The sequence below is a fragment of the Coleofasciculus sp. genome (assembly GCF_046565525.1).
GTDB lineage: Bacteria > Cyanobacteriota > Cyanobacteriia > Cyanobacteriales > Coleofasciculaceae > Coleofasciculus.
The window spans coordinates 1-24,658 of sequence record NZ_JBKHUP010000104.1 but is presented as its reverse complement, the minus strand read 5'-3'; the positions used below and the strand labels follow the sequence as shown (position 1 = coordinate 24,658).

Sequence of the window (24,658 nt, the reverse complement as noted above, 5' to 3'; positions counted from 1 at the left end):
GTCATCTGGAGTACCTCCGATGACCCGCCTTATATCCCACACCTAAAAGGATGTGGGTTTTACGGCGTTTCTATAAAAACTTAGGGCATGAATGAGGATAGCGCTAGATTGGCACAAATCGACAATTTCGTTAAGAATAGTTACGTGGTTGTTGCATAGCCCCTGATGTCCAATTCCCCAGACACTGCCCAAACCTCCCCTCAAGCCTCGGTATTAGCTGCCCTACAACAGCTTATCGATGTGGTTGCTCAGTTGAGATCGCCAGATGGAGGCTGTCCTTGGGATCTTGCCCAAACGCCGGAGACGTTGACCCCTTATGTGATTGAAGAAGCTTATGAAGTTGTCGATGCCATTCGCAGTGGCGATCCCCAAGCGATCGCGGAAGAATTGGGCGATTTACTGCTTCAGGTTGTCTTACAAGCCCAAATCGCCGCCGAAGTCGGTCACTTTACCCTAAAAGAGGTGGCGGATGGCATTACCGAAAAACTCATCCGTCGTCATCCCCACGTCTTCGGCGATGTCAATGTGCAAGACGCCGAAGAAGTCCGTTACAATTGGGAGCAAATCAAAGCTGCTGAAAAAGGAGAAACTTCAGCCGAAGCACAACGGTTGAGTCGTAAACTCCAGGGATACGCCCGGAAACTCCCCCCCTTAATGGCAGGGATGAAAATTTCCCAAAAAGCCGCAGCAGACGGATTTGAATGGAATGATGTGGATGGGGTTTGGGCAAAATTTGAGGAAGAATTAGCCGAATTCCATCAGGCAATCGACCAAGAAGGGAAAGAGGAGCAGCTCTCAGAACTGGGGGACTTATTGTTTACACTAATTAATGTCGCCCGTTGGTATGAGCTTGACCCAGCCACAGCGCTGCAAGATACCAACCAACGGTTTATCCAGCGTTTGTCAGGTATGGAAGCGATCGCAACTCGTTCCTTGTCTGAGTATACCCTGGATGAATTAGAGCAGCTTTGGCAGCAAGCGAAAGCGGCATTAAAGCAGTCACAGATGGGGGAGATGGGAGAGTAAGGGCAGTAGAGACGTAGCATGCTACGTCTGGAAGCTGGGGAAGATGGGGTAGAAAAAATTTATCCGAGCATTATGGAAACCCGCCCCTGCACTCAAGACGCGCCATGGCACGTCTGTAGACAAAAAACTCTTTCACCCCGATAATTCTTTGCCCAGATAAACGGGATACAATCAAAAAGTAACTCACGCTATAAATCTTAAGGATCTAGCACTCGCGCTTTTGACGTGGAATCGCCTGAAACTGTTTTGTTTGAATTCAACTCGATTGATGAAGCCCTAGCTGACCTCAAAGCCGGTCGCGCTTTGGTGGTGGTTGACGATGAAAACCGAGAAAACGAAGGGGACGTAATTTGCGCTGCCCAATTTGCTACACCAGATATGATTAATTTCATGGCGGTGGAAGCAAGGGGTTTGATTTGTCTGGCGCTGATGGGAGAACGTCTCGATGCCCTCGATTTGCCGTTAATGGTTACCAAAAATACCGATAGCAATCAAACGGCTTTCACGATTAGTATTGATGCAGCATCCCATCTGGGGGTGACAACGGGTATCTCGGCAGAAGACCGGGCGCGAACCATCCAAATTGCGATTAACCCCCAGACTCAACCCTGTGATTTACGTCGTCCGGGTCATATTTTCCCGATCCGCGCTAGAGAAGGAGGTGTCCTCAAGCGGGCGGGTCATACGGAAGCGGCGGTGGATTTACCGCGATTGGCAGGTTTATACCCAGCCGGGGTGATCTGTGAGATCCAAAATCCCGATGGGTCGATGGCGCGTTTGCCGCAGTTGATTCAGTATGCTAAACAGCATAATCTTAAACTGATTAGCATTGCCGATTTAATTAGTTACCGCCTAGAACATGATCGCTTCGTCTACCGGGAAACGGTGGCTAAATTGCCGACGGAGTTTGGCACGTTTAAAATTTATGGCTATCGCAATACCTTGGACAATTCAGAACATGTGGCAATTGTCAAGGGAGATCCGGAAAAGTTTCAAGACCAACCTGTGATGGTACGGATGCACTCGGAATGTCTCACGGGAGATGCTTTGGGTTCCCTGCGCTGTGATTGTCGCCAGCAACTCGAAGCCGCGTTAAAAATGATTGAGGCGGCGGGTCAAGGGGTGTTGGTGTATTTGCGCCAAGAGGGACGGGGAATTGGTTTGGTGAATAAGCTGAAAGCCTATTCACTTCAGGATATGGGACTCGATACCGTGGAAGCGAATGAACGCTTGGGATTTCCGGCGGATCTGCGTAACTATGGTATGGGAGCGCAAATGCTCAATGATATTGGCGTCAAAAAAATTCGCCTGATTACGAATAATCCGCGTAAGATTGCTGGGTTAAGGGGATATGGGATTGAGGTGGTTGATCGCGTCCCCCTGCTGATTGAAGCGAATGATTATAACTCTACCTATTTGGCAACTAAGGCACAGAAACTGGGTCACCTGTTGCTACAAACCTATTTAGTTACTGTGGGAATTCATTGGCTAGATGCGCCCCAACCGGTGACGGAACGGTATGAACGACTGGAAAAACTGCGACATTTAGCCCAAAGCCATAACTTACTATTACAGGAAGAAGCCCGTCCTGTGGCGATCGCACTTTTTAGTAAACCGTCCTTAATTGTTCACCTCGGCTTTGATCAAGCTAACCTGGCAGAAGCCGACTGGTACAAGGATAGCAATCATCCCTACTCAATCGCGATCGCGAAAATCTTAGATACACTCAGTACCTGGTCGCAATTAGGACGCCTAGAATTTCTGGTGTCTACTGGGGTTGATCCCCTGAGTACTTTGCAAGTTCAGCTTGATCGGCAAATGTTCTCTCTGAATCAGTGTCCCTCCCGTGTATTTGAACATTTAACCACGCAAAAAATCTACAGTTTTGAGCGGTAAGGGTTATTTGTCCTTTGTCTTATGTCCTTTGTCCTTTGTTAAAGAGTTATTTAAGTTATTCCTAAATAGCATTGAGATATATTCTAGCGTTGCGCAGGGGGTCTGGGGGGCTGGTTCCCCAGATAAAACTGCTATCTTTGACCCTATCTGTGAAAAGAAGAAATGGTCTAAAAGCAGGACGGCTCAACACAACAGAAAAGCTTGTCACCCCGTGAGCTGTGCAGGTTTTAGGACAGGTGAAGTGATTGCCCTAAAATAGAAGTACGTTAACCCGAAGGTAACTATAAATGGTAACATTACAACTCAAACAGTTAAGTCTTCCTCTAGGACAGCGGATTATTTTGACTGATGTAAACTGGTCAAAATTCGTGGATATTTTGCAAGAACTCGGTGAAAAACGAGCGACTAGAGTAGCTTACTATCACAATCAATTAGAAATTAGGATGCCATTACCAGAACATGAGTTTGATAAAGAAATTATTGGTGACATGGTAAAGATTTTGCTAGAAGAATTGGAGATTGACCGCGAATGTTATGGCTCAACGACGTTCAAGCGCCAGGATATGGCAGCAGGAATCGAGCCAGATAACTGTTTTTATATTCAAAATCATCGTTTAATGATTGGCAAAAGACGATTAGATTTAACAGTAGATCCCCCCCCTGATCTCGCCATTGAAGTTGATGTTACCTCCAAAACACAACTGAGTGCTTATGCCGCTTTGGGAGTACCGGAGTTATGGCAGTTTTCTCAGGGAACTTTAAAAATTAATGTCCTGCAAGCGGGTGATTATGTTGAGTCTTCTTTGAGTCCTACTTTTGAGAATTTCCCGATGATTGAGGGGGTTTCACCATTTGTCCAAATGAGTTTGACGCAAGGTTCAAGTGCGGCTTTAAGAGCTTTTCGGGAGTGGATTAGGGAGAGAATTGATCGATGATACTTTATCGGGGCGGGTTTAGTCACATCCCTTGTGCAACCAAAAAGATAGTCGTTAAACCCGCCCCTACATATACGCCAGGTGGGGTAAAAACTGCTCGATAATTTCTACCCACATTTGGACATAGTTGCCGTTTTTGTCCAGCTATTAGGCATAGCTATAACCATCCTTGCGATGGACGGCTTTACAGTAATCAAGCTTTACTGAAAACCGTTTTTTGTTAATCACAAACTCGCCTCTACCGTCTGACATTGGACAAACTCTGGCTGTGAACGTCCCTTGGTATTTACCTTTCGGGACTGTGGCTCGAACAATATCGCCTGTGCAAAATCCCAAAATAGGGCGAAGGGGACGGTGTTTAACTGGGTAGCCGTATTTATTCGTTTGGCAGCGCTGTCGTCCACCAAAACCCGTCGCTTTAACATTGAGTATGTGTTCAGTCAGGATTTGCAGCGTCTGTGTGACACCCACGCAAGCAGCATCTAGCCAGTGAGTCTTGGGCAGTCCCAATCGAGTTCTGTTGTACTTGGTCTTTCCTCCTGTATCTGTGAGGACTGGCAAGCCTGTTTCTTGGAGCCGATTAAGTAAAGCCCATCGGGTAGCATTGACGGCGGCGGCATCCTTTAAAGGTTGCTTGGCTTGAGCTAGTATCCGCTTAAGCAAGTCTGGCTTTTTTGGAAGGTATTGCTCAATTGATTTTGTCCCTTTCTTAATGTTGCACTTCTCACAAGCTAGGCACAGATTAGAGATGCGGTTAGTGCCACCTTTAGCTCTAGGATGAATATGCTCAACCTGCAAAGGGACGTTTTCAACTCCACAATACGCGCATTTTCTTTTCCATTTCGCCAATAAATACTCACGGACTTCGTAGTCCAATAAAGTACCTTGCTGGTATTCGCATCCGCTAATTCCAGGCTTGTCTAGCGCTTGTGTATCAAATTTAACTAATTCCTGTCTAATCTCACCAACAGGAGCAAATTTACACAGGCGTTTGACCCAAGTTTCAGTCGTTAGAACCCGATGCATTAAGCTTGGGGAAAGCCATCCTTGAGGGCGCTTCCGATTGAGAAAACGTGGTTGACGATAGCGTGTATTGTGGCTTCTACGACCTCTCCTGACAGTCCGACGAGAGTCAAGAGCTAGTTTTATTTGTTGTCCACGATGTTCTAATTCCATCCCCCAAATAACCTGATCACGGTCTGTCACAAGAGCCAATCCCGTAACTTTTGAACCTGGGTCGATTTTGAGAGTAAGCGGGTAAACTACTGGATTATCAATAGTTCGTTTCAGGATTAGAGTAAAAGGATATCTGCGGAAAACAGCCGCCTTGCCCTGCTCTAATAATTTTCTGGCTTGTGCTGGATGAATCGGATTCATCGGTGTTTTTTGAGCATCAATAAGAAAAACGTAATTTGACATCTTCTGTCAACCTTATTGCTAAGTAATGTTTGCCTCGGTAATGTTGAAAGGGCTTGTTAAGAACTAGGCACGGACTTATAAACCTTTCGTCGCTACTTTTTAACCGAGTTCGACAGAGCAAAAAACTGGCGTTCATTTTTTGGTGTCATGACCCTCCCAACGTAGGCTGTGATGAGCCTTAACCTGCACGTTCGTTACTCTGGGTAGCTATTTCTAGCTATGTCCAGATTTGGGTAGGTTTTTACGAACGGTGTATATCTACGTTGTAGGTTGGGGATTTAAAACTGAGAATTGGCTAAACTAGCCGGGTAGGATTGAGCAGAAACTTTTACAATACGACCATCAAGCTTTTGGGCAACATCACCAACTTGAATTAATGGCATTTGTCCATTCAGATACATTACCCCAGTGAACGCAACCATTCCACCTCGACGAAAGGTTGCCATGTCTAATTGTAGAGGTGTTCCTTCCATATCGATACCTAAGGTAAAGCCTGTGGAGGTATCTGCCAAATTATTCAATTCTGGGAGGGGTTGGTATTCCAATAGGTTTATTTTTCCCATTCCTTGCAATCGTTGCTTCAGTTGGCTAACTAGCAACTGTTGAATTTCGGGTTGCTGTAACTGTTGTACATTGGCATCAAAATTGACCCAATCCTGTTCGCTAGACAGGGGACTGGTAAACCCCAGAACAATTTGGAAGCTTTCGGGATTGACAAAGGCGAATAAATTTTCTGGGTTCAGGTTGGCTTGCTGGAATTGCTGGGTTAGGAGTCTAAACTGAGAGGCAAGTGAGGCGGCTAATTCGGGGGGGAGTTCCTGAAATCCCTCTGGCAAGTCTTCTAGTAACAGCTTGACATTGGCAGAGGTGGAGGCTTGGGAAATCCTTTGGGGAACTGTTGGGGATGCATTGGAGACTTGAGTTAGGGGTATATCAGCATTAACCGGATTGCCTGTGAATAGGATGCCACTCAACAAGCACAAGCTTAAGGGAATTGTCTTGATCATCTTACAATCAGCAAGGGGACTCCCGCTATGGTAGCAAAATGGGGAACGGAGAACAGGGAACCGGGAACCGGGAACAGAATCTGTTGATTTACGATACAATTTGTCTCTTGGTCTAATGGGTGGGTGAGTGATGCCAACTCCGATGAAGTCACCCCCTTTATCTCTTGGGTACTTTTTCCTTGGAACCTTCTGCCATCTGCCTTGTCCCTACCTAAAAGGGGGTAGTTAACCCGGATTTAGTATGATGCGATTAAAATTTTCTCAGGTATCTCTATCAAGTTTAGCGATTAAGGCGGCACTCGCCTTTTTTTCTATTACCTTAATTTTAGGCTTACATCGACACTATACTTTTTACTCTTCCTACGACCAAGGCATTTTTAATCAGGTCTTCTGGAATAACCTGCACGGACGTTTTTTTGAGAGTTCTCTATCCTCTCAACTTTCGACTAATGTGGTTCATCAGGGAGAAGTTCCTACGGTGAATTATCATCGTTTGGGACAACATTTTACCCCAGCGTTGTTACTGTGGTTACCGCTGTATGCTTTATTTCCCACACCCGCCACATTAACCGTATTGCAGGTAACCTTCGTCACGGCGGCGGGTTTAGTTCTGTATGTTCTCGCACGAGAGTATCTGGAACCAACCTTAGCTGGGATGATTACGGTTAGCTTTTACTGTGCTAATGCGGTTATTGCTCCAACTTTATCGAACTTTCATGATATTTCCCAGATTCCCTTATTTGTTTTCGGACTGCTGCTAGCCATGGAAAAACGCTGCTGGTGGCTGTTTTGGCTATTAGCCGTTTTACTTTTAGCCGTGCGCGAAGATGCGGGAATCGGATTATTTGGTGTGGGAGTGTACCTAATCCTGAGTCGGCGATATCCCCGCATTGGGTTAGGGGTTTGTAGCCTAAGTTTTGGCTATATGATTCTGTTGACGAATCTAGTTATGCCGTTATTTTCTGAGGATATTTCTCAACGGTTTATGATGGAACGATTCGGTCAATATGCTTCAGGGGATGAGGCTTCGACCTTGGAAATCATCTGGGGAATGGTGAGTAATCCGGGGCGGGTGTTGGTGGAATTGGTTACACCCTTTGGTCGCACGTTGAATTATTTATTGGGACAATGGTTACCCTTGGCATTTGTGCCAGCTATTTCACCCGCGTCTTGGATGATAGCTGGATTTCCCTTACTTAAGTTATTTTTAGGTCAGGGAGAATCGGTTCTCGCGATTAATATTCGCTATGCAATGACGGTAGTGCCAGGGCTATTTTATGGGGCGATTCTTTGGTGGTCACAGCATCAAGATTTATATAAGCGATCGCTATTTCGATATTTTTGGATTTTTTGTATTAGTTTGACTCTAATTTTTTCCTATACATCCAGTGCTTCGGCATTAAATCGTGCCTTTTATTTTATCTTACCCGATTCCTTTGATCCGTGGGTACATATATCATTACCCCAACAGTGGCAACATGTGCAACAAATACGTCCTTTAGTTGCCCAAATTCCACCGGATGCGAGTGTTTCGGCGACGACTTATATTATTCCTCATCTCTCTAGTCGCCGTGAAATTATCCGCTTACCGGATTTAAGGTTACGCAATGATCAGCAGGAGGTAATTAATGTAGACTATATGATTGCTGATCTTTGGCGGTTGCAGCAATATCAGGTAGCTTTTGATCAGGAACGAGGACTCTTGGAAATGCTGGTATCTCTCATCGATACGGTAACGGCAAAGCAGGAGTATGGCATTATTGGCTTTGAGGATGGGGTAATTTTATTGCAGGAAGGGGTAGACTCTAATTCTGATGCTATGGAAAAATGGCTGGTGTTTCGGAAACAGTTGGTTAACCGTTGATCGAGATAAAAAGTCTGATGTAGGACATCGGTAATAGCGCCAACATTCATCTATGTACCCTTAAGGCTGAAACCCTGGCTCCTCACAACTTACCTCCCTTTGTTGCGCCAGATGCCGTGAAAACTAAGAACACCTACCCATGTCCAAAACAATGATCGCGTTCTATCTCTTCCCTCTAATCCAGTCACTCGTTCCTCAATTTTGGCTCAAGCAGAGATCCAATTATCTCGGTCATACGCGATCGCACTTCCTCTAACTCCTACCGATTTGCATTCCCATTCCCCCCAGTTGTTCCTTTTTGATTAAACGTCATATCCATAAAAGGGCTTTTTTGTCAAATTTACCTCGGTCTGAATCGATAAAATTGGGTAATGTAAGATGCTTGTCGTGTTTCAAGTTTGCCGCAGCGATACGGGACAAAATAACGTATTTATAAGGGTTTGAAGCGTTTAAAGTTAAAAATTTGCCATGAAAATAGCACAATACAGGATTAAGTTAACATTGTACTACAACCTCAAACCCCGATCAAATCAGGATTGACCCGTGACGTTTTCTGCCTGTGTTAAATTTGATTAACTTTAAATGATTAAAACGTAAGCGTAAAGAGTAAAAGTTTTCCTTATCTCAGTCGGGTGGTGGGAAGAAGTTAGGGGATAAGGGGGAAACGTGCGATCGCGAGTCTAACTCCTATCTGCTAATATGAGAGGATATGCCAGTTTCAACGGGTCGGTATTCTAGGAGTTTATGGCATGGCAATGATTACTTCAACTCCAGTAATTCTAAACTTAGAAAAGGTTGGCTTAAGCGATGAGCAATTTTACCAACTCTGCCAAGCCAATAAAAATTGGCAACTCGAACGAACGGCTAAAGGAGAATTAATTATTATGCCTCCCGTCGGTGGAGTGAGTGGAAATCGAGAAGCTGATTTGAACGGTCAAGTTTGGTTGTGGAATCGCCAAAATCAACTGGGAAGAGTCTTTAGTTCGTCTACCATATTTCGCTTACCTAATGGCGGAGATCGTTCTCCCGATGTTGCTTGGGTTGCCAATGAACGCTGGAAATCGCTAACCCTAGAAGCACAAGAAAAATTTCCGCCAATTTGTCCTGATTTTGTTATCGAATTGCGTTCTCGCACCGATTCCCTGCCAGAATTACAAGGCAAAATGCAGGAATACCTCAATAGCGGTTTGCGTTTAGGTTGGTTGATTAATCCTCAAGCACAACAGGTCGAAATTTATCGTTCCCATCAGACTGTTGAGATTGTCCAATTACCTGCGAGTTTGTCAGGAGAAGATGTTTTACCCGGATTTGTTTTAGATTTATCGGTTTTCTGAGGTGCGAACTGATTTGATCAGATAGGACAACCATGCCATACAGCCAATTCACTACTCTGGCTAAAGCCAAAGAAGCCTTCAACCTCACGACAGTAGAGAATATCAGATTTCTGCCGGAAATTGAACCGATTCAACCCAGTTCTACCTTAGCCGCAGTTCTGGAAGAAAATCTCCCTCTAGCCGTGGCTACAGGGAGTGAAAAAGCCAGATCCGAATTAATTATTAGCCCGGTTTTAGTAGAAGTGCGGCGCATTTTGAACCGTCAAATTAGTTTATTTTCTGGCGAAGAGTTTAACGTCGATGAATCACTGGGACTCAATGGACGTTGTGACTTCCTCCTCAGTCGTTCCCCCGAACTTTTAGACATTGAAGCCCCGGCGGTTGTGATTGTGGAGGCTAAACAAGCCAACCTCAAATCAGGAATTGGTCAATGTGTTGCTGAAATGGTTGCTGCCCAAAAATTTAACATCGCTAAAGAAAAACCGCTTCAGAGTATATATGGTACTGTTAGTAATGGCAACCAATGGCAATTTCTCAAACTAGAAGCCACAACAGTCACGATTGATTTGGTAATTTATCCCCTCCCACCCGTTGAGCAAATTTTAGCCTTTTTGGTGTGGATGATACAGCAGGGGTAAAGTAAGAAGATTTGTTTTAGATTTACCTATGTTTTGAGGCGTGAACTGATTTTGTGAGATAGGACAACAATGCCGTATCAGATGAATCGGGCGCAAGACGAGACGCCCCTACAATTTCTGCTAACTTTGTGATATTGATATTTCTTGAAAAGATTCTACTTCTGGCACGTCAGACCAAGATTCTGTTCCCTCTCGCTTGACATGAACCACTTGTAAACCTTTCTCTCGCGCCGCTACTAATTCGGCTGGAACGTCGGAAAAGAAGACGATTTTATTGGGGGCTAATCCTAAAACATCGCTAATCTGTTCGTAACTAATCGCTTCTTTTTTACTCCCCGTTGTTAAATCGAAATAGTTAGAAAACAGTGGAGTTAGATCTCCCTCTACCGTGTGGCTGAAGAACATTTTTTGAGTTACAATCGAACCCGATGAATATATGCCTAACTTTAACCCCGATCGCGTCCATTCTTCTAACTTTGCCTTGACATCCGGATAAAGATGTGCTTTAAATGCCTCCGTCTCGAACCCTTCTTTCCAAATTAGTCCTTGAATCGATTTCAGGGCGGGGTGTTTGCGATCGCCATCAATCCATTCGAGTAATGTCGCGATCGCGCCCTCTAAATCAATATCTTGTCCGGTTTCGGCTTTAACCGTTTGCTGCGTCAGGTTAATCGCCTCAACCACCTCCTCTAAATTCTTATGGGTTAAAACAAACTGTTCCAACCGTTCTCTAGAGTAAGGAAACATCACCTTATGGACAAATTGAATATCGGAGGTTGTGCCTTCAATATCCAACAAAATATACTTGATATTGGGTAGCGTAACACTCATCCAATCCTTAACTCCAATAAACGACACTCGAACAGAAATTCCCAGGCTTCAACATGGCGTTTCGCCGCCTGAATCGTTTTCCCCCATGTATATAAACCATGACCCGCGATCGCGAATCCAAATAACTCGTCACTCCGGGCTAAATATCGATCCAAATTCTCTGCAAATTCTACCATATTTTGGGAATTGGGAAAAACGGGAAGCGTCACGGTTGTGTCGTGGGTGTCAATTCCGTCAAAGGCTTTTTTAATTTCGTAGCCAGTAAAGGTCATTTCACCAGGATGGGCAAAATCAATCCCAGATCCGGCATATTTCATCGATAACACGGTAGACGCCGGAGAATGGGTATGCAGGACACATTCAACGGGTTGCCATTTATAAAGACTCAGGTGAATTAAGGTTTCGGCTGAGGGTTTTGCCTCTTTGGGTGCAATAGCTTGACCTCGTTCGTCGATTAGCATTAAGTGATTGGGTTTAAACTGGCTTTTATCCTGTCCAGAACGAGAAATAACAAAGGTTTTTTGTTCCTGATCCTTTACAAATGAAAAATTAGAACTGGTGGCTGGTGTCCAACCGCGATTGGCAAAATAACGAATAACATTTGTCAGTTCAATTGCCTTTGCCCGCGTCTGTTTATCTTCTAACCATCCGATTTGCACCCGACTTGAACCTCCCTGTTTTGATCATGAAAACCCTTAATGACAAAATTTAACCCCCTTCACCGGAAAACGGCGTTGGCCACGGGAAAACTGGAAGCCTCTATCATTGATGTAGGGGGAGGAAAGTTTTCCCCTTACACAAACAATTGAGCGGTAGCGAATCATTGTTGATAAGCATACCCATCGCTCATAAAAATAAATGAGCAACATTTGTGAGAGATTCCCGCCACTCGACCTGAAGATGTTGTGATGTCAAAACTACCTGTTGCTCGACATAGAACACGACCAACATAGGAGCCAACCTTTTTGCCCTTTGTCACAACAGCTTTGACAATATCGCCTGTTTGAAAGCCAAAGTGCTTCTTGCTGTTTGACCGATGACGAATCGCAAAACCGTATTTATCAGTACCACACATTTGGCGGTTGCCGTGTCCTGTCGCTTTGATAATCAAGGGTTTTGACACCAGGTAAGTTAAGCTCTCTGGAGTTGATGCACCTACATTAGAGGCATCCAACCAATGAGTTTTTGGTAAGTTTTGGCGGCACCGATTGTATTTAGTCCTGCCTCCAGTTCCCGTTTCTACAGGTAAGCCCAACTCTTTAAGAGAGTTAAACAGCTTCCACCGAGTAGCATTAACGGCTGTCGTATCAGCTAACGGTCGCTTGGCTTGAGCCAGAATTGATTTTAGCAATTCTGGTTGGCTTTTCAAGAATTGTTCGATAGGTTTATTCCCTTTCTTCTGGTTGCACTTGGTACAACTCAAAGTTAAGTTAAATACACGATTAGAGCCGCCTTTTGACTTGGCAACAATATGCTCAATCTCCAACTGAGTATCTGTGATACCGCAGTAAGCACACTTACGATGCCATTTTTCAAGCATATACTCTCTCAGTTCATATCCAGCAAGTTCGCCTTGCTGATACTCAATACCTGAAATTTCGGGATTTTGCATCAACTGAGTATCAAATCGCACTAATTCAATTGAGATTGCAGTGATTGGAGACAGTTGCCATAACCGTTTAACCCAAGTCTGGTCATGTAGACTTGTAGGGAATATTCGAGCGTAGCAAGAATAAAGTCTTACAAGCCTCTGCTTTTAAGCAGTGGGTTCATGACTCATATCCAATAAAACCTTTAACATGCCCTTGGTTTTTGCCTGTTCAACCGCTTTGAGTCCGTCTCGTAAGGGATAATAACCCTGAATTAGGGGTTTCACATCCACTTGTCCTGACGCCAGTAGCTCAAGGGCGGGGGCAAAAGGACCACAACGCGACCCAATCAGGGTAATTTCGTCTACAACTAGAGAAGAGGCATCAAAGGTTAAGTGACCCGCATAAGTACTTTTAAGGACTAAAATACCTCGTGGATGCAAAGCGCGGCGGGCGAGTTCAAATCCAGCCGGATTGCCTGTACACTCTACAGATATATCAAAGGAGCGTTTAGCGATCGCATCGGCAAATCCAACTTTAATTCCTCGTGCAGATAAATTTGCCAACTTATCTGGATAACGTCCAATCACGAAAAGGTCACATCCGGTTAGGGCAAGGGTTTGGGCGACTAATTGCCCCAGTTTACCATCTCCAACCACTAATACCCGTTCCCTCGAACTCACCGTGACTTGCTGCTGAATTTCCAAGGCGGCGGCGACGGGTTCGGTAAAGGTAGCCAAATCTGTGGCTAAATTATCGGGAACTCGATGCAAATTCTCTATCGGTAAACAGAGATAGTCGGCAAAAGCACCATGGCGGTTGGCAATTCCGAGTACGGTGCGGTTTTCGCAATGGGTTGACTGTCCATTCTGACAATATTGACATTGGCCACAGACGGCGTTAATCTCGCCAACGACTCGTTGTCCCTGCAACTGTGTCGATCCTTGCTCGACTACACCCACAAATTCATGACCTAAAATACCCTTGTAGGGATAATAGCCTCGAATTAATTCCAAATCCGTGTTGCAGATACCCGCCCGGATAACGCGCACCAAGGCTTCCCCTGATGGTGGTTGAGGAATGGGGATATCTTGGCGGAGTTGTAGTTGATTGTTTTCCAGCCAAAGTGCTTGCATTAGGATTAATTTTGGATCAAGATAACTTGATTAGCATTTTATTACGAGATGGAATCAGGTGGATATTCCAGAAGACGTTACCTTTGAAGACGCGATCGCCTGAAGGGGTGACAAGCAGCTCAAAAGCTTGGCTTACATTGCATTTCCCCCTTCAAGCCTTGAAAAGATGAGAGCTTATTGACAGGCTTATTGAGAACAAAAACGTGAATGAGAATGATAATCACCTGGATGACACTCCAGAAGTATGTTGATGATCTTTAATCGTTCTCTTGTTGACCAAATCATGACCCAGCAACGGTTAGATGGGTGTCAGGTCTATCCTTGTGTGAAGCTCTCGCTATCGAGGAGAGCGAATCGCGTTAAGTTACTGCTCAAGTCGAAGAGCGGAATATTGCTCCCCAGACTATTGAATCGTTGAATATTTTGAGTTAAATTTAGTCAAGAATAGGATTGTAATAGGGAGGAGTTATACAGTTTAATATCAAGAAAAAGCAGTCAATAATTTTTAATTAAATACATAGCTTTTAATCCTTGCTGAAAATAATGAAATAAGCGAGCGATTAACCCTCATAAGTTTCGCCACCGTTACTTGACAAAAATCCCATCCAATAGTCCAGGTCAATCCATAGAGACCAATCCAGAAGTTGCTGTGTCGTCTCTGGCTTCTTGCTACTTCTCTGAGACGACAGATATATTTTTGTTGCCTTTGACAGCGAGTTTTGTCACCTTTTAAAGAAGCGATAGTATAAGCCATGGCAATTAACAGGACTAAACGATTTAAACGTTCTATGCATGCCTTGGTTCCTTCTAGGTTATAGCCACCCGTCTTACAATCTTTGAACAAGGATTCTATACCACTGCGAGATTGATAAACCTGAATTACTTCATCCCCGGATTTAAACCCAACTCACTTAGCTGTTGATAGTTTCCTTTTGATTGACGGATATAAGTATCTTGCTTGATCCGCAATGCGAAAAGTACCTTCTTTTGCTTCAGCCAGTAGGCTAGTTCAACGCTGCGGAATTCCCGATCTCCGATGAGAACAACTTGATAACGGGAAAGCAATTTTAAGACCGGACGAATAACTGCTATTTGTTCGGAGATATTGCTACTACCCGCCTTATCCAAAAATTGCCAATATACAGGGAAGGAACGTTTTTTCCAAATCACAGCAATCATTAATAGGTTATTGCTGTCCCATTGGGTTCTATCTATAGCAAGAATAACACGACTTCCGAGAGGAATTTGAGTTCTTAATATATATTTAATTATCGGAAACCAAATTAATGGTAGACTAAGATTGGGAAGAACTAAAAACCTTTGTAGATGTTTTCTCCTACTTTGATAGAGGATGGGTACAGGAAAGAGCGCGGCTAATCTCTCAATCTTGACTTCTTTGTGTACTTGAAGCAGCCAAAGTAAAATTTCCAGGGTAAGGAGTTGAGATTCACTTAAATAATTCTTAAGACAACTGTGATAGAATTGTGGTAACATTATTGATTGAGCGGTTTACTTTAACATAGTTAGACCGCTCTTTTTTACCACAAAACACACCCATTATTTGTAAAGTTTTTGGAAAAGTTTACAAAGTACTTTCGGCTGAAGTTCCCACCAGCCCAAAAGTTGAAAGGCTCTCAGGCGCAATATTTTCTATTGCCTTAATTCTTTGCGATCTCAAACAAGCTTTTGAGCTGCTTGTCACCCCTTCAGATCCTAGAGACTTGGCATCCTTTATTCGCCACTATACTGAACTGAAGAAAATTAAGGGGCGTTATCCAATACCAGAACCCCTTCCGCTATACCAACTTGACAACTTTCTAGCGCAATTAGGGAATCGCTTTCCGGTTCAGTGGATCGAGTGAGGTACTGCAACCGAAAAGATAGTAGGGCGGGTTTAGTCACATCTAGGTGCAACCGAGAAGATAGTAATGAAAGTGAGCCCCTACACACTCACGCGCCATGTCCTCTTTGCGGGATTCGCGTTTTCTACTGAGAACTAGCCATGTTTCTCTAGGAACATCTCTAGTCTAAAATTGGCGCGATGATGCATAATAAAAGGATCGGGGACATTAGCCACTAAGACAGCCATGACCCAACGCCACTGGCTCGATATTACCGAATATGTCTGTATCGGGGGTTCACTCTTAGGAACCGCGATCGCAGCCGCTACTCAGCAAGTCGTCTACGCGGCTACCCCCTTAACCTTCACTCTGGGGGTAAATGTCCTGAATCGCCAACGGCTGTATCAACTCAACCGTCAACACCAGGATAGTGCGATCGCGCAGGTGTATCAAAACCTAGAACCGATTCACGAGCAATTCTCTCAACTGGACATCCAGACTCAGGAGCGTATCGATCACCTCAAGGATATTAACGCTCAACAGTATAAGGCGACGATTAACAAAATTCATCAGCTGATCGAACCCCTGAATCAACAACTGATTCAACTGGATACCCGCAGCCAAGAACAACTTGAACAATTCAATACCGCGAATCAGCAACAACACACGGAAATTATCGCCCACATCTATCAACTCATCCATCCGCTGCACCTGCATCTTAGCCAACTCGACGAAAAAACCCAACAGCGCGATCGCCAAACCCAAGCCCAACTGGATCAATTACACGCATTACAACACCTGCAAGCGGAAGGTATTCTGGCTTACATTAACCCCCTCATCGACACCCTCAATCAGGAACTAATTCGCCTAGATAGCCAAACTCAACAACAGTTTGCTGAATTTAGCGCCGCCAATCAGCAACAGCATGATGGGATTATTACCCAGGTTCAGGAACACCTGGAACCCCTAAAAACTCAACTCGACACCTTAACGCCACAGGTTACTAGCCAAGGATTACAGCTTGGACAGTTGAAGGAGGCGATCGCGAAATGGTATGACTACCTTGAACCCCTGAACCAGCAAGTCTCTCACCTGGAAACCAACTCGCAACAGGTAAATTCCCAGCGACACCAACAGATTGAACAACTCAAAGAAACCATTGTTCAACTTCAGACGACAATCTATAAACTGCAAGACATTAAGGACAAAAATCAATTACTCTCGCCGCCCAAAAACGCCCCAGAAACGCCAGAACCCTCCTCCCTTTCTCTGGCAATGTTAAGACATGAACTCGACGCCGGACTTCAGGGAGTGGGTAAAAATATTCATCAGATTGGTAATTCCCTGCAAGACTTATGGACGGGATTAACCACATTGGAAACCCGCACAGAGTCTGGCTTAATCACCCAGAAATGGCATTGTGTGCAAACCTTAACCGCCCATTCGGGTAAAGTGAATACTGTGGCAATTAGTCCCCAAGGAGAGGTTTTTGCCAGTGGTAGTGATGACCAAACCATTCGACTCTGGCAATTAAAAACAGGTCAGGAGATGGGAATTTTGGCTAAAAACTTTGCCTGGTTTAATGGAGTCAAATCAATTGCCTTTAGTCCCGATGGGAAACGGCTTGCCTTTGGTAATGATGATTATACGATTAAAGTATGGGCGTTAGAAACGGGACAGGAACTTTATACCCTCATGGGACATTCAAGTTCAGTTAAATCAATTGTCTTTAGTCGAGATGGGCAACGTTTAATTAGTGGAAGTGATGATAGAACGATTAAACTGTGGAACCTGGAAATTGGTAAAGAAATTCCCTTATCGATCCAGCCTTCAGATTGGCTAGGGCGAGTCAACGCAGTGGCGATTAGTCCCAACGGTCAAATTCTTGCCAGTGGGAGTGATGATAAGACGATTAAGGTTTGGGATTTAACCACAGGTCAATTAATCATGACGTTGAGTGGACATAAAGCTGCCGTTAAGTCAGTGGTATTTAGTCCCGATGGTAAAATGATTGCCAGTGGTAGTTCGGATCAAATGATTAAGCTTTGGTATCTGGGAACGGGTAAAGAAATGAGTACCTGGCAAGGAAATTTTGGTTCGGTTAATTCACTTGCTATGAGTCGGGATGGAAAAGTTCTGGTGAGTGGGAGTTCTGATGAGACGGTGCAGCTTTGGCAGTTAAGTACAGGGAAAATTATTGATATTCTGAAAGGGCATAACGGTGCGGTGTATTCGGTGGCGATAAGTCCGGATCGAAAGACTGTGGTGAGTGGGAGTTCGGATAAGACGATTAGGATTTGGCAGTGTTGATAATATTGGTATTGGAATTATAGTTTAAGGCAGAGGGATGCAGATTCTAAGTAGTCGGACAAAATTAAATCGGGTTATCGGGCTACTCATGACAAATTTTAATTTGATTCCAGATATTTCAAAGGTTCAGGTTTACCAACTCCAGCAAAAGGAGCTTGCCTGATAGCCGTAATTAAATCCAATCAATTGTATAGCCTTAAATACTATCTGGATCAATATTCAACTCCCGTAATTTCGCGGCTAACCGTTCAGCGCGTTGAGCTTCTTGTTGGGCGCGTTGAGCTTCTTGTTGGGCGCGTTGAGCTTCTTGTTCTCGCTGTTGTTCTAATTCCAAATAGGATAAAAACCGTTGCCCATCGGGTCGATATAATTCTAACCCGGCTTCGGGTAATTCAAACCGCACTGTTAAGCGAGGACTAACCCAGCCGGACATCGGTTCAATGACTTCTAATAGTCCTTCAATTCTTTGCCACCCTCTCAAGTCTTTATCCTCTGGATCATAGAGGTAATATTCTTCAACACCGTAGCGATTATAAAATGCCAGTTTTTTATCCATCTTAGTCTGGCTGTCATGAAACGAACGAATTTCAAAGACAACTTGTGGCGGGATATTGTTTTCGCGCCATTGCAGGTAGGAACGACGATCCTCTTTAGGGACACCAAAAACAACCATGACATCCGGCGCTTGGGAGATGGTGTTATTGCCTTCGACGGGATACCAGAGTAAGTCTCCGGCTACAAATACATTAGGCTCATCTTTAAATAGAGCATCACAGCCACCTTTAATTTTGGTAATCCATTGATATTGAATGGTGCTGTCTGCCATGGGTTGACCATCACTACAGGGATAAATGATTTCTTCTTTTGTAAGTATCATACTATTAGGTGTTAGGTTTTAGGTTCATTTATTATAAGCAATGCGCCCGGATAAAGCCAAAATAGAGACGAATACCTCTATATCCCTTGGCTGATGAGCTATTGTCTCAATCCTCACTGCGATCACCCCCAAAACCCAGATGGGATGCGGTTTTGCCGACGTTGCGGTTCCAAGCTGTTGCTGCGAGAACGTTACCGCAGTCTGGGATTGATTGGACAAGGGGGTTTTGGCAGAACGTTTTTAGCAGTAGATGAGGATAAACCCTCGAAACCTCAATGTGTGATTAAGCAGTTTTTCCCCCTCTACCAGGGGAAAAGCGATGTCCAGAAAGCAACAGAATTATTTGAACGAGAAGCCGTGCGCCTAGATGAATTGGGCAAACATCCCCAGATTCCGGAATTACTGGCTCATTTTACTCAGGATAATCGCCAGTATTTAGTTCAAGAGTTTATTGATGGGCAAAATTTAGCCCAAATCTTGGCAAAGGAAGGGGTATTTAACGAACAGCAGATTCGGGCTATGCTGCGAGATTTGCTCTCGATACTTGAGTTTATCCACTCGCGCTCTGTTATTCATCGAGATATTAAGCCAGAAAATATTATTCGTCGTCGGCATATTTATACTGGGGAAACGGGGGAAAATGAAGAAGGTGTAATCAAGGGTAATTTGGTTTTAGTTGATTTTGGTGCGGCTAAACATGCCATTGGGACGACAAAAACGGGAACGACTGTGGGGACACCGGACTATATTGCCCCAGAACAAGCCAAAGGAAAAGCCATTTTTGCCAGTGATTTGTATAGTTTGGGTGTTAGTTGTATTCATTTACTCACCCAGGTACTTCCTGAACAACTATTTGATACGGGAGAGGATATCTGGATATGGCGGCGTTACTTAAAAAATAATTCGGTTAGTGATGAATTAGGCTATATTTTAAATAAACTCCTGAAAAGAGCAACTAATCATCGTTATCAATCCGTTGCTGAAGTTCTGGGAGATTTAAATCAACTCCCATCGATTTCACTAACCCAACGTTCTACCCCATCGCTATCGCCTCAATCGATTACCCTGTCAGGATTTCAGGTAACAGGAGGTCAAGGTGCGATCGCACAGGCTCCGGCAAATCCACTCAGCCTCCAGCCACCTTCTCATCCACCCTTAACCAATTGGCAAGTTGTGCAAACCCTAAATGGACATTGGGGTTCCGTGGAAGCGGTGGCGATTAGTCCCGATGGCTTAATTCTGGCTAGTGGTAGTGCAGACGCCACGGCTATGCTATGGCAGTTACCAGAAGGACGAGAGTATCATACTCTAAATGGTCATATCGAACGAGTCTGTGCTGTCACATTCACGCCTGATAGTCAATGTTTAGCCACAGGAAGTTATGACCAAACGATTAAACTTTGGCAGGTACAGAATGGACAACTTATTTTAACCCTAACTGGTCATAAAAAATGGATTAGTTCCCTCGCCATTAGTCCCGATGGGCAGATATTAGCTAGTGGTAGCAATGATGGCACGATTAAGTTATGGCATATCCAACAGGGTAGGGAATTATATACGCTGACAGGACATACCACTTATATTAATGAAATTGCCATCAGTCCCGATGGAGAAAGTATTGCCAGTGTCAGTGGGGATGGAACGGTGAAATTATGGCAAATCAGTACAGGGGAAGAACAGAATAGTTTTGGCGATAGCCAGTTACGTTTCGGCTTTTTCTATTCCGTCGCCTTTAGTCCCGATGGGCAACTCCTCGCCACCGGAAAAAGCGATGGCACAATTACATTATGGCAGTTAGAGACAAGAAGGGAACTTGGTACTCTTAAGGGTCATAATCAACGAGTACGGACATTAGCTTTTAGTCCCGATGGATACACCTTAGCCAGTGGTAGTATGGATAAAACAATTAAGATTTGGCAACTGTACGATAGGCAAACCCTTGCTACCCTGAACGGGCATACCTGGGAAGTCTATGCTGTCGCCTTCAGCCCCGATGGTGAGACACTTGTGAGTGGCAGTATGGATAAAACCATTAAAGTTTGGCGTTGTGATTAAGTGAAAAGGCAGAGGGCAGAAGGTTTATGATTAGTACATAGTGATTTCAGCCGTTAAATCTGTCCTAATCTTTATGACAACAGCTATAAAAATCTAATCATTGGTCAAAATGTAGGGGCGCACCGACGTGCGCCCTCACCGATATATATTAACGTGCGCCCTCAGCCTACACTTACCACTTGAGCAAATTAAACTGCTCCATATCAATCGTGTCGCGATTGCGGTAAATCGAAAGCACAATTGCCAACCCAACCGCCGCTTCAGCCGCCGCTACCGTAATCACAAACACAGCAAAAACCTGACCTTTAATTTCCACAGGGTCAATAAAATTAGAAAACCCCATTAAATTCAAATTGACCGCATTCAGCAGCAGTTCAATTGACATTAACACGCGCACAGCATTGCGGCTGGTAATCAAGCCATAGATACCCAGGCAAAACAAAGCCGCTGCTAGCAGTAAAAAATATTGAAGTTGCAGTTCCATGAATTAATGTTTAATGTTCGATGTTTGACACTTGGACGGGTTTTGTTGATCACTTATCGGTAACCCAGTCGGGCGGGTTTTGTTGATCACTTATCAGTCACAAAGTCTATTGAAAGGCTAAACCCGCCCCTACACCCGCCCCTATACTCGTCCCTATTCCCGCCCCTAACACAATACGTTTTATCGGGTACTTTTTTGAGCATCTCCGCCTACAGATGCCAACTGACGCTGGCGTTCTGGTAAGGTAGAAAACTCAGTCTCTGATGTATCGCGAGGTATCAAGCTTTCTGGGATAAAGTCGCGACGTGCCAAAATAATTGCACCCACCATCGCCATCAACAACAGTACCGAGGCGAGTTCAAATGGCAGTAAAAAGTCACTGAAGAAATGCTTCCCAATCTCCACCACTGATCCTTCACCCTCGACCACCGTACCCGAATATATCGACCAAGGTGTCGCTAATATCATCGTTCCCAGCAAAGCAAATAATCCCAGACAAACCAGCGCGGTTGCACCTTGACGAATCCAACGATTTGCAATTGGTTTAAAATCTTCTCGCTTATTCACCAACATAATGGCAAACAAAATTAGCACATTCACCGCACCCACATAAACCAAGATTTGCGCGGCGGCGACAAAATCAGCATTTAGTAACAGGTAAAATCCCGCCATACTAATGAAGACACCGCCAAGTAAAAATGCCGAATAAACGATGTTATTGAGTAGGACAACCCCTAAGGCTGACCCAATCATCATTACCGACAAAATCGCAAATGAAACAAACTGAACCCCTTGGGCTAGATCCACTGTACCTTCACTCCTTGCACTCTAGTTAAACTGACACATTAATCCCACGGAAAAAGACTCCGTGGGACTAGCTTTAAGCATTCTTCGCTGTTTCTTCTTCTTTAGCAGGTTCCATTTGCTCGACAATTTCTTCCGGACGCAAACCAGCACGTTGAGAACCTGGCGGTAAACCGTGGGGATCTGTGACTCCTTTGGGTAAGTAAGCCAACTCCCGTAATGGCGTAACCATCGGGTCTTGCGTCACCTTGTACGGCAGCCGTCCCATCGCCACATTATCATAGTTGAGTTCGTGGCGATCGTAGGTAGACATTTCATACTCTTCTGTCGCCGACAGACAGTTGGTGGGACAGTATTCAATGCAGTTCGCGCAGAAAATACAAACCCCGAAGTCAATACTGTAGTGCTTGAGATTCTTTTTCTTACTGGCTTTATCGAACTCGTAGTCTACCACCGGCAGATTAATCGGGCAAACTCGTACACAGACTTCGCAAGAAATACACTTGTCAAATTCAAAGTGAATCCGACCCCGATACCGTTCAGAGGGAATCAGTTTTTCATAAGGATACTGCACGGTAACAGGACGGCGCTGCATGTGGTCGAAGGTTACAGATAAACCTTGACCAATATAACGGGCAGCTTGAACGGTTTCTTTGGCATAATCGCCAACTTGTTTGAGGAACTTGAGCATAATTTATGATTCGTCATTCGTCATTTGTCCTTGGTCATTGGTCATTTGTTTTTAACCATGACCAATGAATAATCAACAATCAACCCCCGAACGCAACGGGAAAGGTGAGTTTAAGAGCAGCCGTCAACAGCAGATTCACTAATCCAATCGGTAAAAGGAACTTCCATCCTAGATTTAGGAGTTGGTCAATCCGCACACGGGGAACTGTCCAGCGCAGCAGAACGGCAATAAAGAGGAGAAAGTAAGCTTTAAGCAAGGTCATGGTAATTCCCACAGAAGCGGTAATCACCTGTAACCAGGAACTGGTTTCACTCACACCTAGCCAAGTGGCTAATCGGTCAAGGGGAATCGGGAATTCCCAGCCGCCTAAGTACAGCACCGCCACTAATATGGCAGAAAGGATTAGGTTAACGTAAGACCCGATATAAAACAAACCAAATTTCATGCCGGCATATTCTGTTTGATAGCCAGCAACCAGTTCCTCCTCGGCTTCGGGTAGGTCAAAGGGAAGTCGCTCACATTCGGCTAACGCCGCAATCCAAAAGATCAAAAAGCCAACCGGTTGACGCCAAATATTCCAGCCTAAGATGCCATACCCGGATTGCTTTTCCACAATATCAATGGTGCTTAGGCTATTGGACATCATTACCACTGCTAATACCGCCAGCGCCAGGGGAATTTCATAACTAATCGACTGGGCGGCTGCTCTTAACCCTCCAAGTAGGGAATACTTGTTATTGGAGGCATAGCCTGACATCAGCAAACCAATAGGCTGAATACTCGACAGGGCAATCCAGAGAAATATCCCCAGTCCTACGTTAGTAATAATCAGGTTCTGCCCAAAGGGGACAATCAGGTAGGACAAAAAGACAGGGATGACGACGAGTATGGGTCCGAGGGTAAATAGCCATCGGTCTGCTTTGGCGGGGACGATATCTTCCTTAAACACCAACTTGAGACCATCGGCGACGGCTTGCAGAACACCCAGAGGTCCAGCATATTCCGGACCAATCCGCTGTTGAACAGCAGCCGAAATTTTTCGTTCCAGCCAGACTACGACAAGGACACCCACGGTGGCGCCGATAATCATCAGGAACATCGGTAGGGGCATCCACATCGCCTTGGCAGCACCACTGGGGATGCCAAAATCTTTAAGCGATTCAATAAAACTTCCTTGAAGGTCAATTCCTGCGTTCATCTTGGCAGCTACATGATATTTACTGAGGTAATTTGACACTTGCTGTATCAAATTATGCTATCGGTTTGGTTTGTGAAGTTTTTTTGACAGCCTCACTGCCTAGTATACCGTTCGAGGGTGATCCCCTCAGCCCAGACAAGGGAGAATTTCCGTTGATCGTAGCCGATGTGCTACGACGGTTAAATCAGACGGATGTACTGTCTCGATTTGTTCTCAATCTAAGGCGAGTGTGGCGGTGACAAAAGGTAAAAGGCAAAAGAAAACCTGATTACGGCTTAATTTGTGGCAATTGCTTCTATGGTATCCATCATTATTTTTGATGCTTGTTGCTTCTCCCAGACGTGCCATGGTACGTCTGGAACGTTATTCCCCTTGCTCAATCGGGGCAAGCAAGGCATCCTGAAAGAAAATATTAAATTTTAAGCTTTTGAGTCCAAGTAGTAGTTATGACCCAAGCGAATCTTCTGGAATTAGCGAAACAGGGTGATGATGCGGCGATTGTGTCGGTGATGAATTATGTGCTGCAAGACCGCAATATTACCGCCCAAGCTGCACTCAAAGGGAATTGCCTGTTGGTACTCCTGAAAGCGGTTCAAGTCCCTGACCAAAAATTATCAGTGACAATTGTTCGCAAACTGATGACACACTTACAGGATAAGCAATGGTGAAAGCCCTCGCGATTTATCCGAGGGATGAAACCGAGCGAGGCGTTTAGCCTAGCAA

General features: G+C 44.6%; 24 protein-coding genes and 1 pseudogene. 12 read left to right on the top strand and 13 right to left on the bottom strand.

Annotated elements, in window-relative coordinates:
• Positions 1 to 165 precede the first annotated feature (165 nt).
• The 4 genes from mazG to ACLGGO_RS28285 all read left to right on the top strand — a co-directional run bounded on the left by mazG (position 166) and on the right by ACLGGO_RS28285 (position 3,857).
• Complete coding sequence (gene mazG / locus ACLGGO_RS28300; RefSeq protein ID WP_446421800.1) at positions 166 to 1,026, top strand: nucleoside triphosphate pyrophosphohydrolase; 861 nt, start codon at positions 166 to 168, stop codon at positions 1,024 to 1,026.
• A gap of 18 nt (positions 1,027 to 1,044) precedes the next feature.
• Positions 1,045 to 1,170 carry a hypothetical protein gene (locus ACLGGO_RS28295; RefSeq protein WP_446421799.1) on the top strand — a complete coding sequence of 42 codons (126 nt, stop codon included), beginning with the start codon at positions 1,045 to 1,047 and terminating at the stop codon, positions 1,168 to 1,170.
• An 81-nt stretch (positions 1,171 to 1,251) separates the two neighbouring features.
• Positions 1,252 to 2,922 carry a bifunctional 3,4-dihydroxy-2-butanone-4-phosphate synthase/GTP cyclohydrolase II gene (gene ribBA / locus ACLGGO_RS28290; RefSeq protein WP_446421798.1) on the top strand — a complete coding sequence of 557 codons (1,671 nt, stop codon included), beginning with the start codon at positions 1,252 to 1,254 and terminating at the stop codon, positions 2,920 to 2,922.
• 287 nt (positions 2,923 to 3,209) lie between these two features.
• Positions 3,210 to 3,857 carry a Uma2 family endonuclease gene (locus ACLGGO_RS28285; RefSeq protein ID WP_446421797.1) on the top strand — a complete coding sequence of 216 codons (648 nt, stop codon included), beginning with the start codon at positions 3,210 to 3,212 and terminating at the stop codon, positions 3,855 to 3,857.
• A gap of 147 nt (positions 3,858 to 4,004) precedes the next feature.
• Here ACLGGO_RS28285 and iscB (ACLGGO_RS28280) read toward each other — a convergent pair whose 3' ends face one another.
• The gene (iscB, locus tag ACLGGO_RS28280) at positions 4,005 to 5,276 is read right to left on the bottom strand and encodes an RNA-guided endonuclease IscB (protein WP_446421796.1); all 1,272 of its coding nucleotides are present in this window, start codon (positions 5,274 to 5,276) and stop codon (positions 4,005 to 4,007) included.
• A gap of 278 nt (positions 5,277 to 5,554) precedes the next feature.
• A complete protein-coding gene (locus ACLGGO_RS28275) occupies positions 5,555 to 6,283 on the bottom strand; it encodes a hypothetical protein (RefSeq protein WP_446421795.1) in 729 nt (242 codons plus the stop codon).
• A gap of 244 nt (positions 6,284 to 6,527) precedes the next feature.
• Here ACLGGO_RS28275 and ACLGGO_RS28270 point away from each other — a divergent pair, with 244 nt between their 5' ends.
• The 3 genes from ACLGGO_RS28270 to ACLGGO_RS28260 all read left to right on the top strand — a co-directional run bounded on the left by ACLGGO_RS28270 (position 6,528) and on the right by ACLGGO_RS28260 (position 10,119).
• On the top strand, positions 6,528 to 8,147 hold the full coding sequence (locus tag ACLGGO_RS28270; protein WP_446421803.1) for a DUF2079 domain-containing protein: 1,620 nt from the start codon (positions 6,528 to 6,530) through the stop codon (positions 8,145 to 8,147).
• A gap of 755 nt (positions 8,148 to 8,902) precedes the next feature.
• Positions 8,903 to 9,481 (top strand): Uma2 family endonuclease, encoded by a 579-nt coding sequence (locus ACLGGO_RS28265; RefSeq protein WP_446336038.1) that lies wholly within the window; start codon positions 8,903 to 8,905, stop codon positions 9,479 to 9,481.
• A 32-nt stretch (positions 9,482 to 9,513) separates the two neighbouring features.
• On the top strand, positions 9,514 to 10,119 hold the full coding sequence (locus tag ACLGGO_RS28260; RefSeq protein WP_446335974.1) for a hypothetical protein: 606 nt from the start codon (positions 9,514 to 9,516) through the stop codon (positions 10,117 to 10,119).
• Between the two features lie 120 nt (positions 10,120 to 10,239).
• On the opposite strand, the gene mtnC is transcribed toward ACLGGO_RS28260, so the two are convergent.
• The 5 genes and pseudogenes from mtnC to ACLGGO_RS28235 form a co-directional block, all read right to left on the bottom strand.
• The gene (gene mtnC / locus ACLGGO_RS28255; protein ID WP_446421794.1) at positions 10,240 to 10,950 is read right to left on the bottom strand and encodes an acireductone synthase; all 711 of its coding nucleotides are present in this window, start codon (positions 10,948 to 10,950) and stop codon (positions 10,240 to 10,242) included.
• Positions 10,947 to 11,609, bottom strand: a complete 663-nt coding sequence (gene mtnB, locus ACLGGO_RS28250) for a methylthioribulose 1-phosphate dehydratase (protein ID WP_446421793.1) — start codon at positions 11,607 to 11,609, stop codon at positions 10,947 to 10,949. Before mtnB ends, mtnC begins: the two co-directional genes overlap by 4 nt.
• 161 nt (positions 11,610 to 11,770) lie before the next feature.
• Positions 11,771 to 12,640 (bottom strand): annotated as a pseudogene (iscB, locus tag ACLGGO_RS28245) (RNA-guided endonuclease IscB); the annotation flags it as partial.
• A gap of 66 nt (positions 12,641 to 12,706) precedes the next feature.
• The gene (locus ACLGGO_RS28240; protein WP_446421792.1) at positions 12,707 to 13,675 is read right to left on the bottom strand and encodes an MDR/zinc-dependent alcohol dehydrogenase-like family protein; all 969 of its coding nucleotides are present in this window, start codon (positions 13,673 to 13,675) and stop codon (positions 12,707 to 12,709) included.
• A gap of 879 nt (positions 13,676 to 14,554) precedes the next feature.
• The gene (locus ACLGGO_RS28235; RefSeq protein WP_446421791.1) at positions 14,555 to 15,169 is read right to left on the bottom strand and encodes a hypothetical protein; all 615 of its coding nucleotides are present in this window, start codon (positions 15,167 to 15,169) and stop codon (positions 14,555 to 14,557) included.
• Positions 15,170 to 15,762: 593 nt separating this feature from the next.
• Between ACLGGO_RS28235 and ACLGGO_RS28230 the strand changes: the two genes are divergently transcribed.
• Positions 15,763 to 17,826, top strand: coding sequence for a hypothetical protein (locus tag ACLGGO_RS28230; RefSeq protein WP_446421790.1), 2,064 nt, complete (start codon positions 15,763 to 15,765; stop codon positions 17,824 to 17,826).
• A 98-nt stretch (positions 17,827 to 17,924) separates the two neighbouring features.
• On the opposite strand, the gene ACLGGO_RS28225 is transcribed toward ACLGGO_RS28230, so the two are convergent.
• Complete coding sequence (locus ACLGGO_RS28225; protein ID WP_446421802.1) at positions 17,925 to 18,008, bottom strand: type II toxin-antitoxin system YoeB family toxin; 84 nt, start codon at positions 18,006 to 18,008, stop codon at positions 17,925 to 17,927.
• 14 nt (positions 18,009 to 18,022) lie between these two features.
• A complete protein-coding gene (locus tag ACLGGO_RS28220) occupies positions 18,023 to 18,703 on the bottom strand; it encodes a Uma2 family endonuclease (RefSeq protein ID WP_446421789.1) in 681 nt (226 codons plus the stop codon).
• A gap of 93 nt (positions 18,704 to 18,796) precedes the next feature.
• Between ACLGGO_RS28220 and ACLGGO_RS28215 the strand changes: the two genes are divergently transcribed.
• A complete protein-coding gene (locus tag ACLGGO_RS28215; protein WP_446421788.1) occupies positions 18,797 to 20,758 on the top strand; it encodes a protein kinase domain-containing protein in 1,962 nt (653 codons plus the stop codon).
• Positions 20,759 to 20,930: 172 nt separating this feature from the next.
• Here ACLGGO_RS28215 and nuoK read toward each other — a convergent pair whose 3' ends face one another.
• From nuoK to nuoH, 4 genes are all read right to left on the bottom strand, one after another.
• Positions 20,931 to 21,242 (bottom strand): NADH-quinone oxidoreductase subunit NuoK, encoded by a 312-nt coding sequence (nuoK, locus tag ACLGGO_RS28210; RefSeq protein ID WP_446421787.1) that lies wholly within the window; start codon positions 21,240 to 21,242, stop codon positions 20,931 to 20,933.
• A gap of 180 nt (positions 21,243 to 21,422) precedes the next feature.
• On the bottom strand, positions 21,423 to 22,049 hold the full coding sequence (locus ACLGGO_RS28205; protein ID WP_446359195.1) for an NADH-quinone oxidoreductase subunit J: 627 nt from the start codon (positions 22,047 to 22,049) through the stop codon (positions 21,423 to 21,425).
• Positions 22,050 to 22,122: 73 nt separating this feature from the next.
• Entirely contained in the window at positions 22,123 to 22,737 is a 615-nt protein-coding gene (gene ndhI / locus ACLGGO_RS28200; RefSeq protein WP_446338122.1) for an NAD(P)H-quinone oxidoreductase subunit I, read from the bottom strand.
• Positions 22,738 to 22,816: 79 nt separating this feature from the next.
• Entirely contained in the window at positions 22,817 to 23,935 is a 1,119-nt protein-coding gene (gene nuoH / locus ACLGGO_RS28195) for an NADH-quinone oxidoreductase subunit NuoH (protein ID WP_446421801.1), read from the bottom strand.
• 83 nt (positions 23,936 to 24,018) lie between these two features.
• Here nuoH and ACLGGO_RS28190 point away from each other — a divergent pair, with 83 nt between their 5' ends.
• Genes ACLGGO_RS28190 through ACLGGO_RS28180 form a run of 3 tightly spaced genes read left to right on the top strand, consistent with a single transcriptional unit; the run spans position 24,019 to position 24,603 of the window.
• Positions 24,019 to 24,174 carry a hypothetical protein gene (locus tag ACLGGO_RS28190; RefSeq protein ID WP_446421786.1) on the top strand — a complete coding sequence of 52 codons (156 nt, stop codon included), beginning with the start codon at positions 24,019 to 24,021 and terminating at the stop codon, positions 24,172 to 24,174.
• 43 nt (positions 24,175 to 24,217) lie between these two features.
• Complete coding sequence (locus tag ACLGGO_RS28185) at positions 24,218 to 24,358, top strand: hypothetical protein (protein WP_446338120.1); 141 nt, start codon at positions 24,218 to 24,220, stop codon at positions 24,356 to 24,358.
• Between the two features lie 23 nt (positions 24,359 to 24,381).
• On the top strand, positions 24,382 to 24,603 hold the full coding sequence (locus ACLGGO_RS28180) for a hypothetical protein (RefSeq protein WP_446421785.1): 222 nt from the start codon (positions 24,382 to 24,384) through the stop codon (positions 24,601 to 24,603).
• The last annotated feature ends 55 nt before the right edge of the window (positions 24,604 to 24,658 follow it).

Excerpts from the sequence above, each read along its gene's own strand:
- nuoK (WP_446421787.1), bottom strand. The coding sequence starts at position 21,242 with ATGGAACTGCAACTTCAATATTTTTTACTGCTAGCAGCGGCTTTGTTT.
- ACLGGO_RS28220 (WP_446421789.1), bottom strand. The coding sequence starts at position 18,703 with ATGATACTTACAAAAGAAGAAATCATTTATCCCTGTAGTGATGGTCAA.
- ACLGGO_RS28215 (WP_446421788.1), top strand. The coding sequence starts at position 18,797 with ATGAGCTATTGTCTCAATCCTCACTGCGATCACCCCCAAAACCCAGAT.
- ACLGGO_RS28240 (WP_446421792.1), bottom strand. The coding sequence starts at position 13,675 with ATGCAAGCACTTTGGCTGGAAAACAATCAACTACAACTCCGCCAAGAT.
- ACLGGO_RS28270 (WP_446421803.1), top strand. The coding sequence starts at position 6,528 with ATGCGATTAAAATTTTCTCAGGTATCTCTATCAAGTTTAGCGATTAAG.
- iscB (WP_446421796.1), bottom strand. The coding sequence starts at position 5,276 with ATGTCAAATTACGTTTTTCTTATTGATGCTCAAAAAACACCGATGAAT.
- ACLGGO_RS28235 (WP_446421791.1), bottom strand. The coding sequence starts at position 15,169 with ATGTTACCACAATTCTATCACAGTTGTCTTAAGAATTATTTAAGTGAA.
- ACLGGO_RS28180 (WP_446421785.1), top strand. The coding sequence starts at position 24,382 with ATGACCCAAGCGAATCTTCTGGAATTAGCGAAACAGGGTGATGATGCG.
- nuoH (WP_446421801.1), bottom strand. The coding sequence starts at position 23,935 with ATGAACGCAGGAATTGACCTTCAAGGAAGTTTTATTGAATCGCTTAAA.
- ACLGGO_RS28260 (WP_446335974.1), top strand. The coding sequence starts at position 9,514 with ATGCCATACAGCCAATTCACTACTCTGGCTAAAGCCAAAGAAGCCTTC.
- ACLGGO_RS28265 (WP_446336038.1), top strand. The coding sequence starts at position 8,903 with ATGATTACTTCAACTCCAGTAATTCTAAACTTAGAAAAGGTTGGCTTA.
- mazG (WP_446421800.1), top strand. The coding sequence starts at position 166 with ATGTCCAATTCCCCAGACACTGCCCAAACCTCCCCTCAAGCCTCGGTA.
- ACLGGO_RS28285 (WP_446421797.1), top strand. The coding sequence starts at position 3,210 with ATGGTAACATTACAACTCAAACAGTTAAGTCTTCCTCTAGGACAGCGG.
- ACLGGO_RS28230 (WP_446421790.1), top strand. The coding sequence starts at position 15,763 with ATGACCCAACGCCACTGGCTCGATATTACCGAATATGTCTGTATCGGG.
- ndhI (WP_446338122.1), bottom strand. The coding sequence starts at position 22,737 with ATGCTCAAGTTCCTCAAACAAGTTGGCGATTATGCCAAAGAAACCGTT.
- ACLGGO_RS28295 (WP_446421799.1), top strand. The coding sequence starts at position 1,045 with ATGCTACGTCTGGAAGCTGGGGAAGATGGGGTAGAAAAAATTTATCCG.
- ACLGGO_RS28275 (WP_446421795.1), bottom strand. The coding sequence starts at position 6,283 with ATGATCAAGACAATTCCCTTAAGCTTGTGCTTGTTGAGTGGCATCCTA.
- mtnC (WP_446421794.1), bottom strand. The coding sequence starts at position 10,950 with ATGAGTGTTACGCTACCCAATATCAAGTATATTTTGTTGGATATTGAA.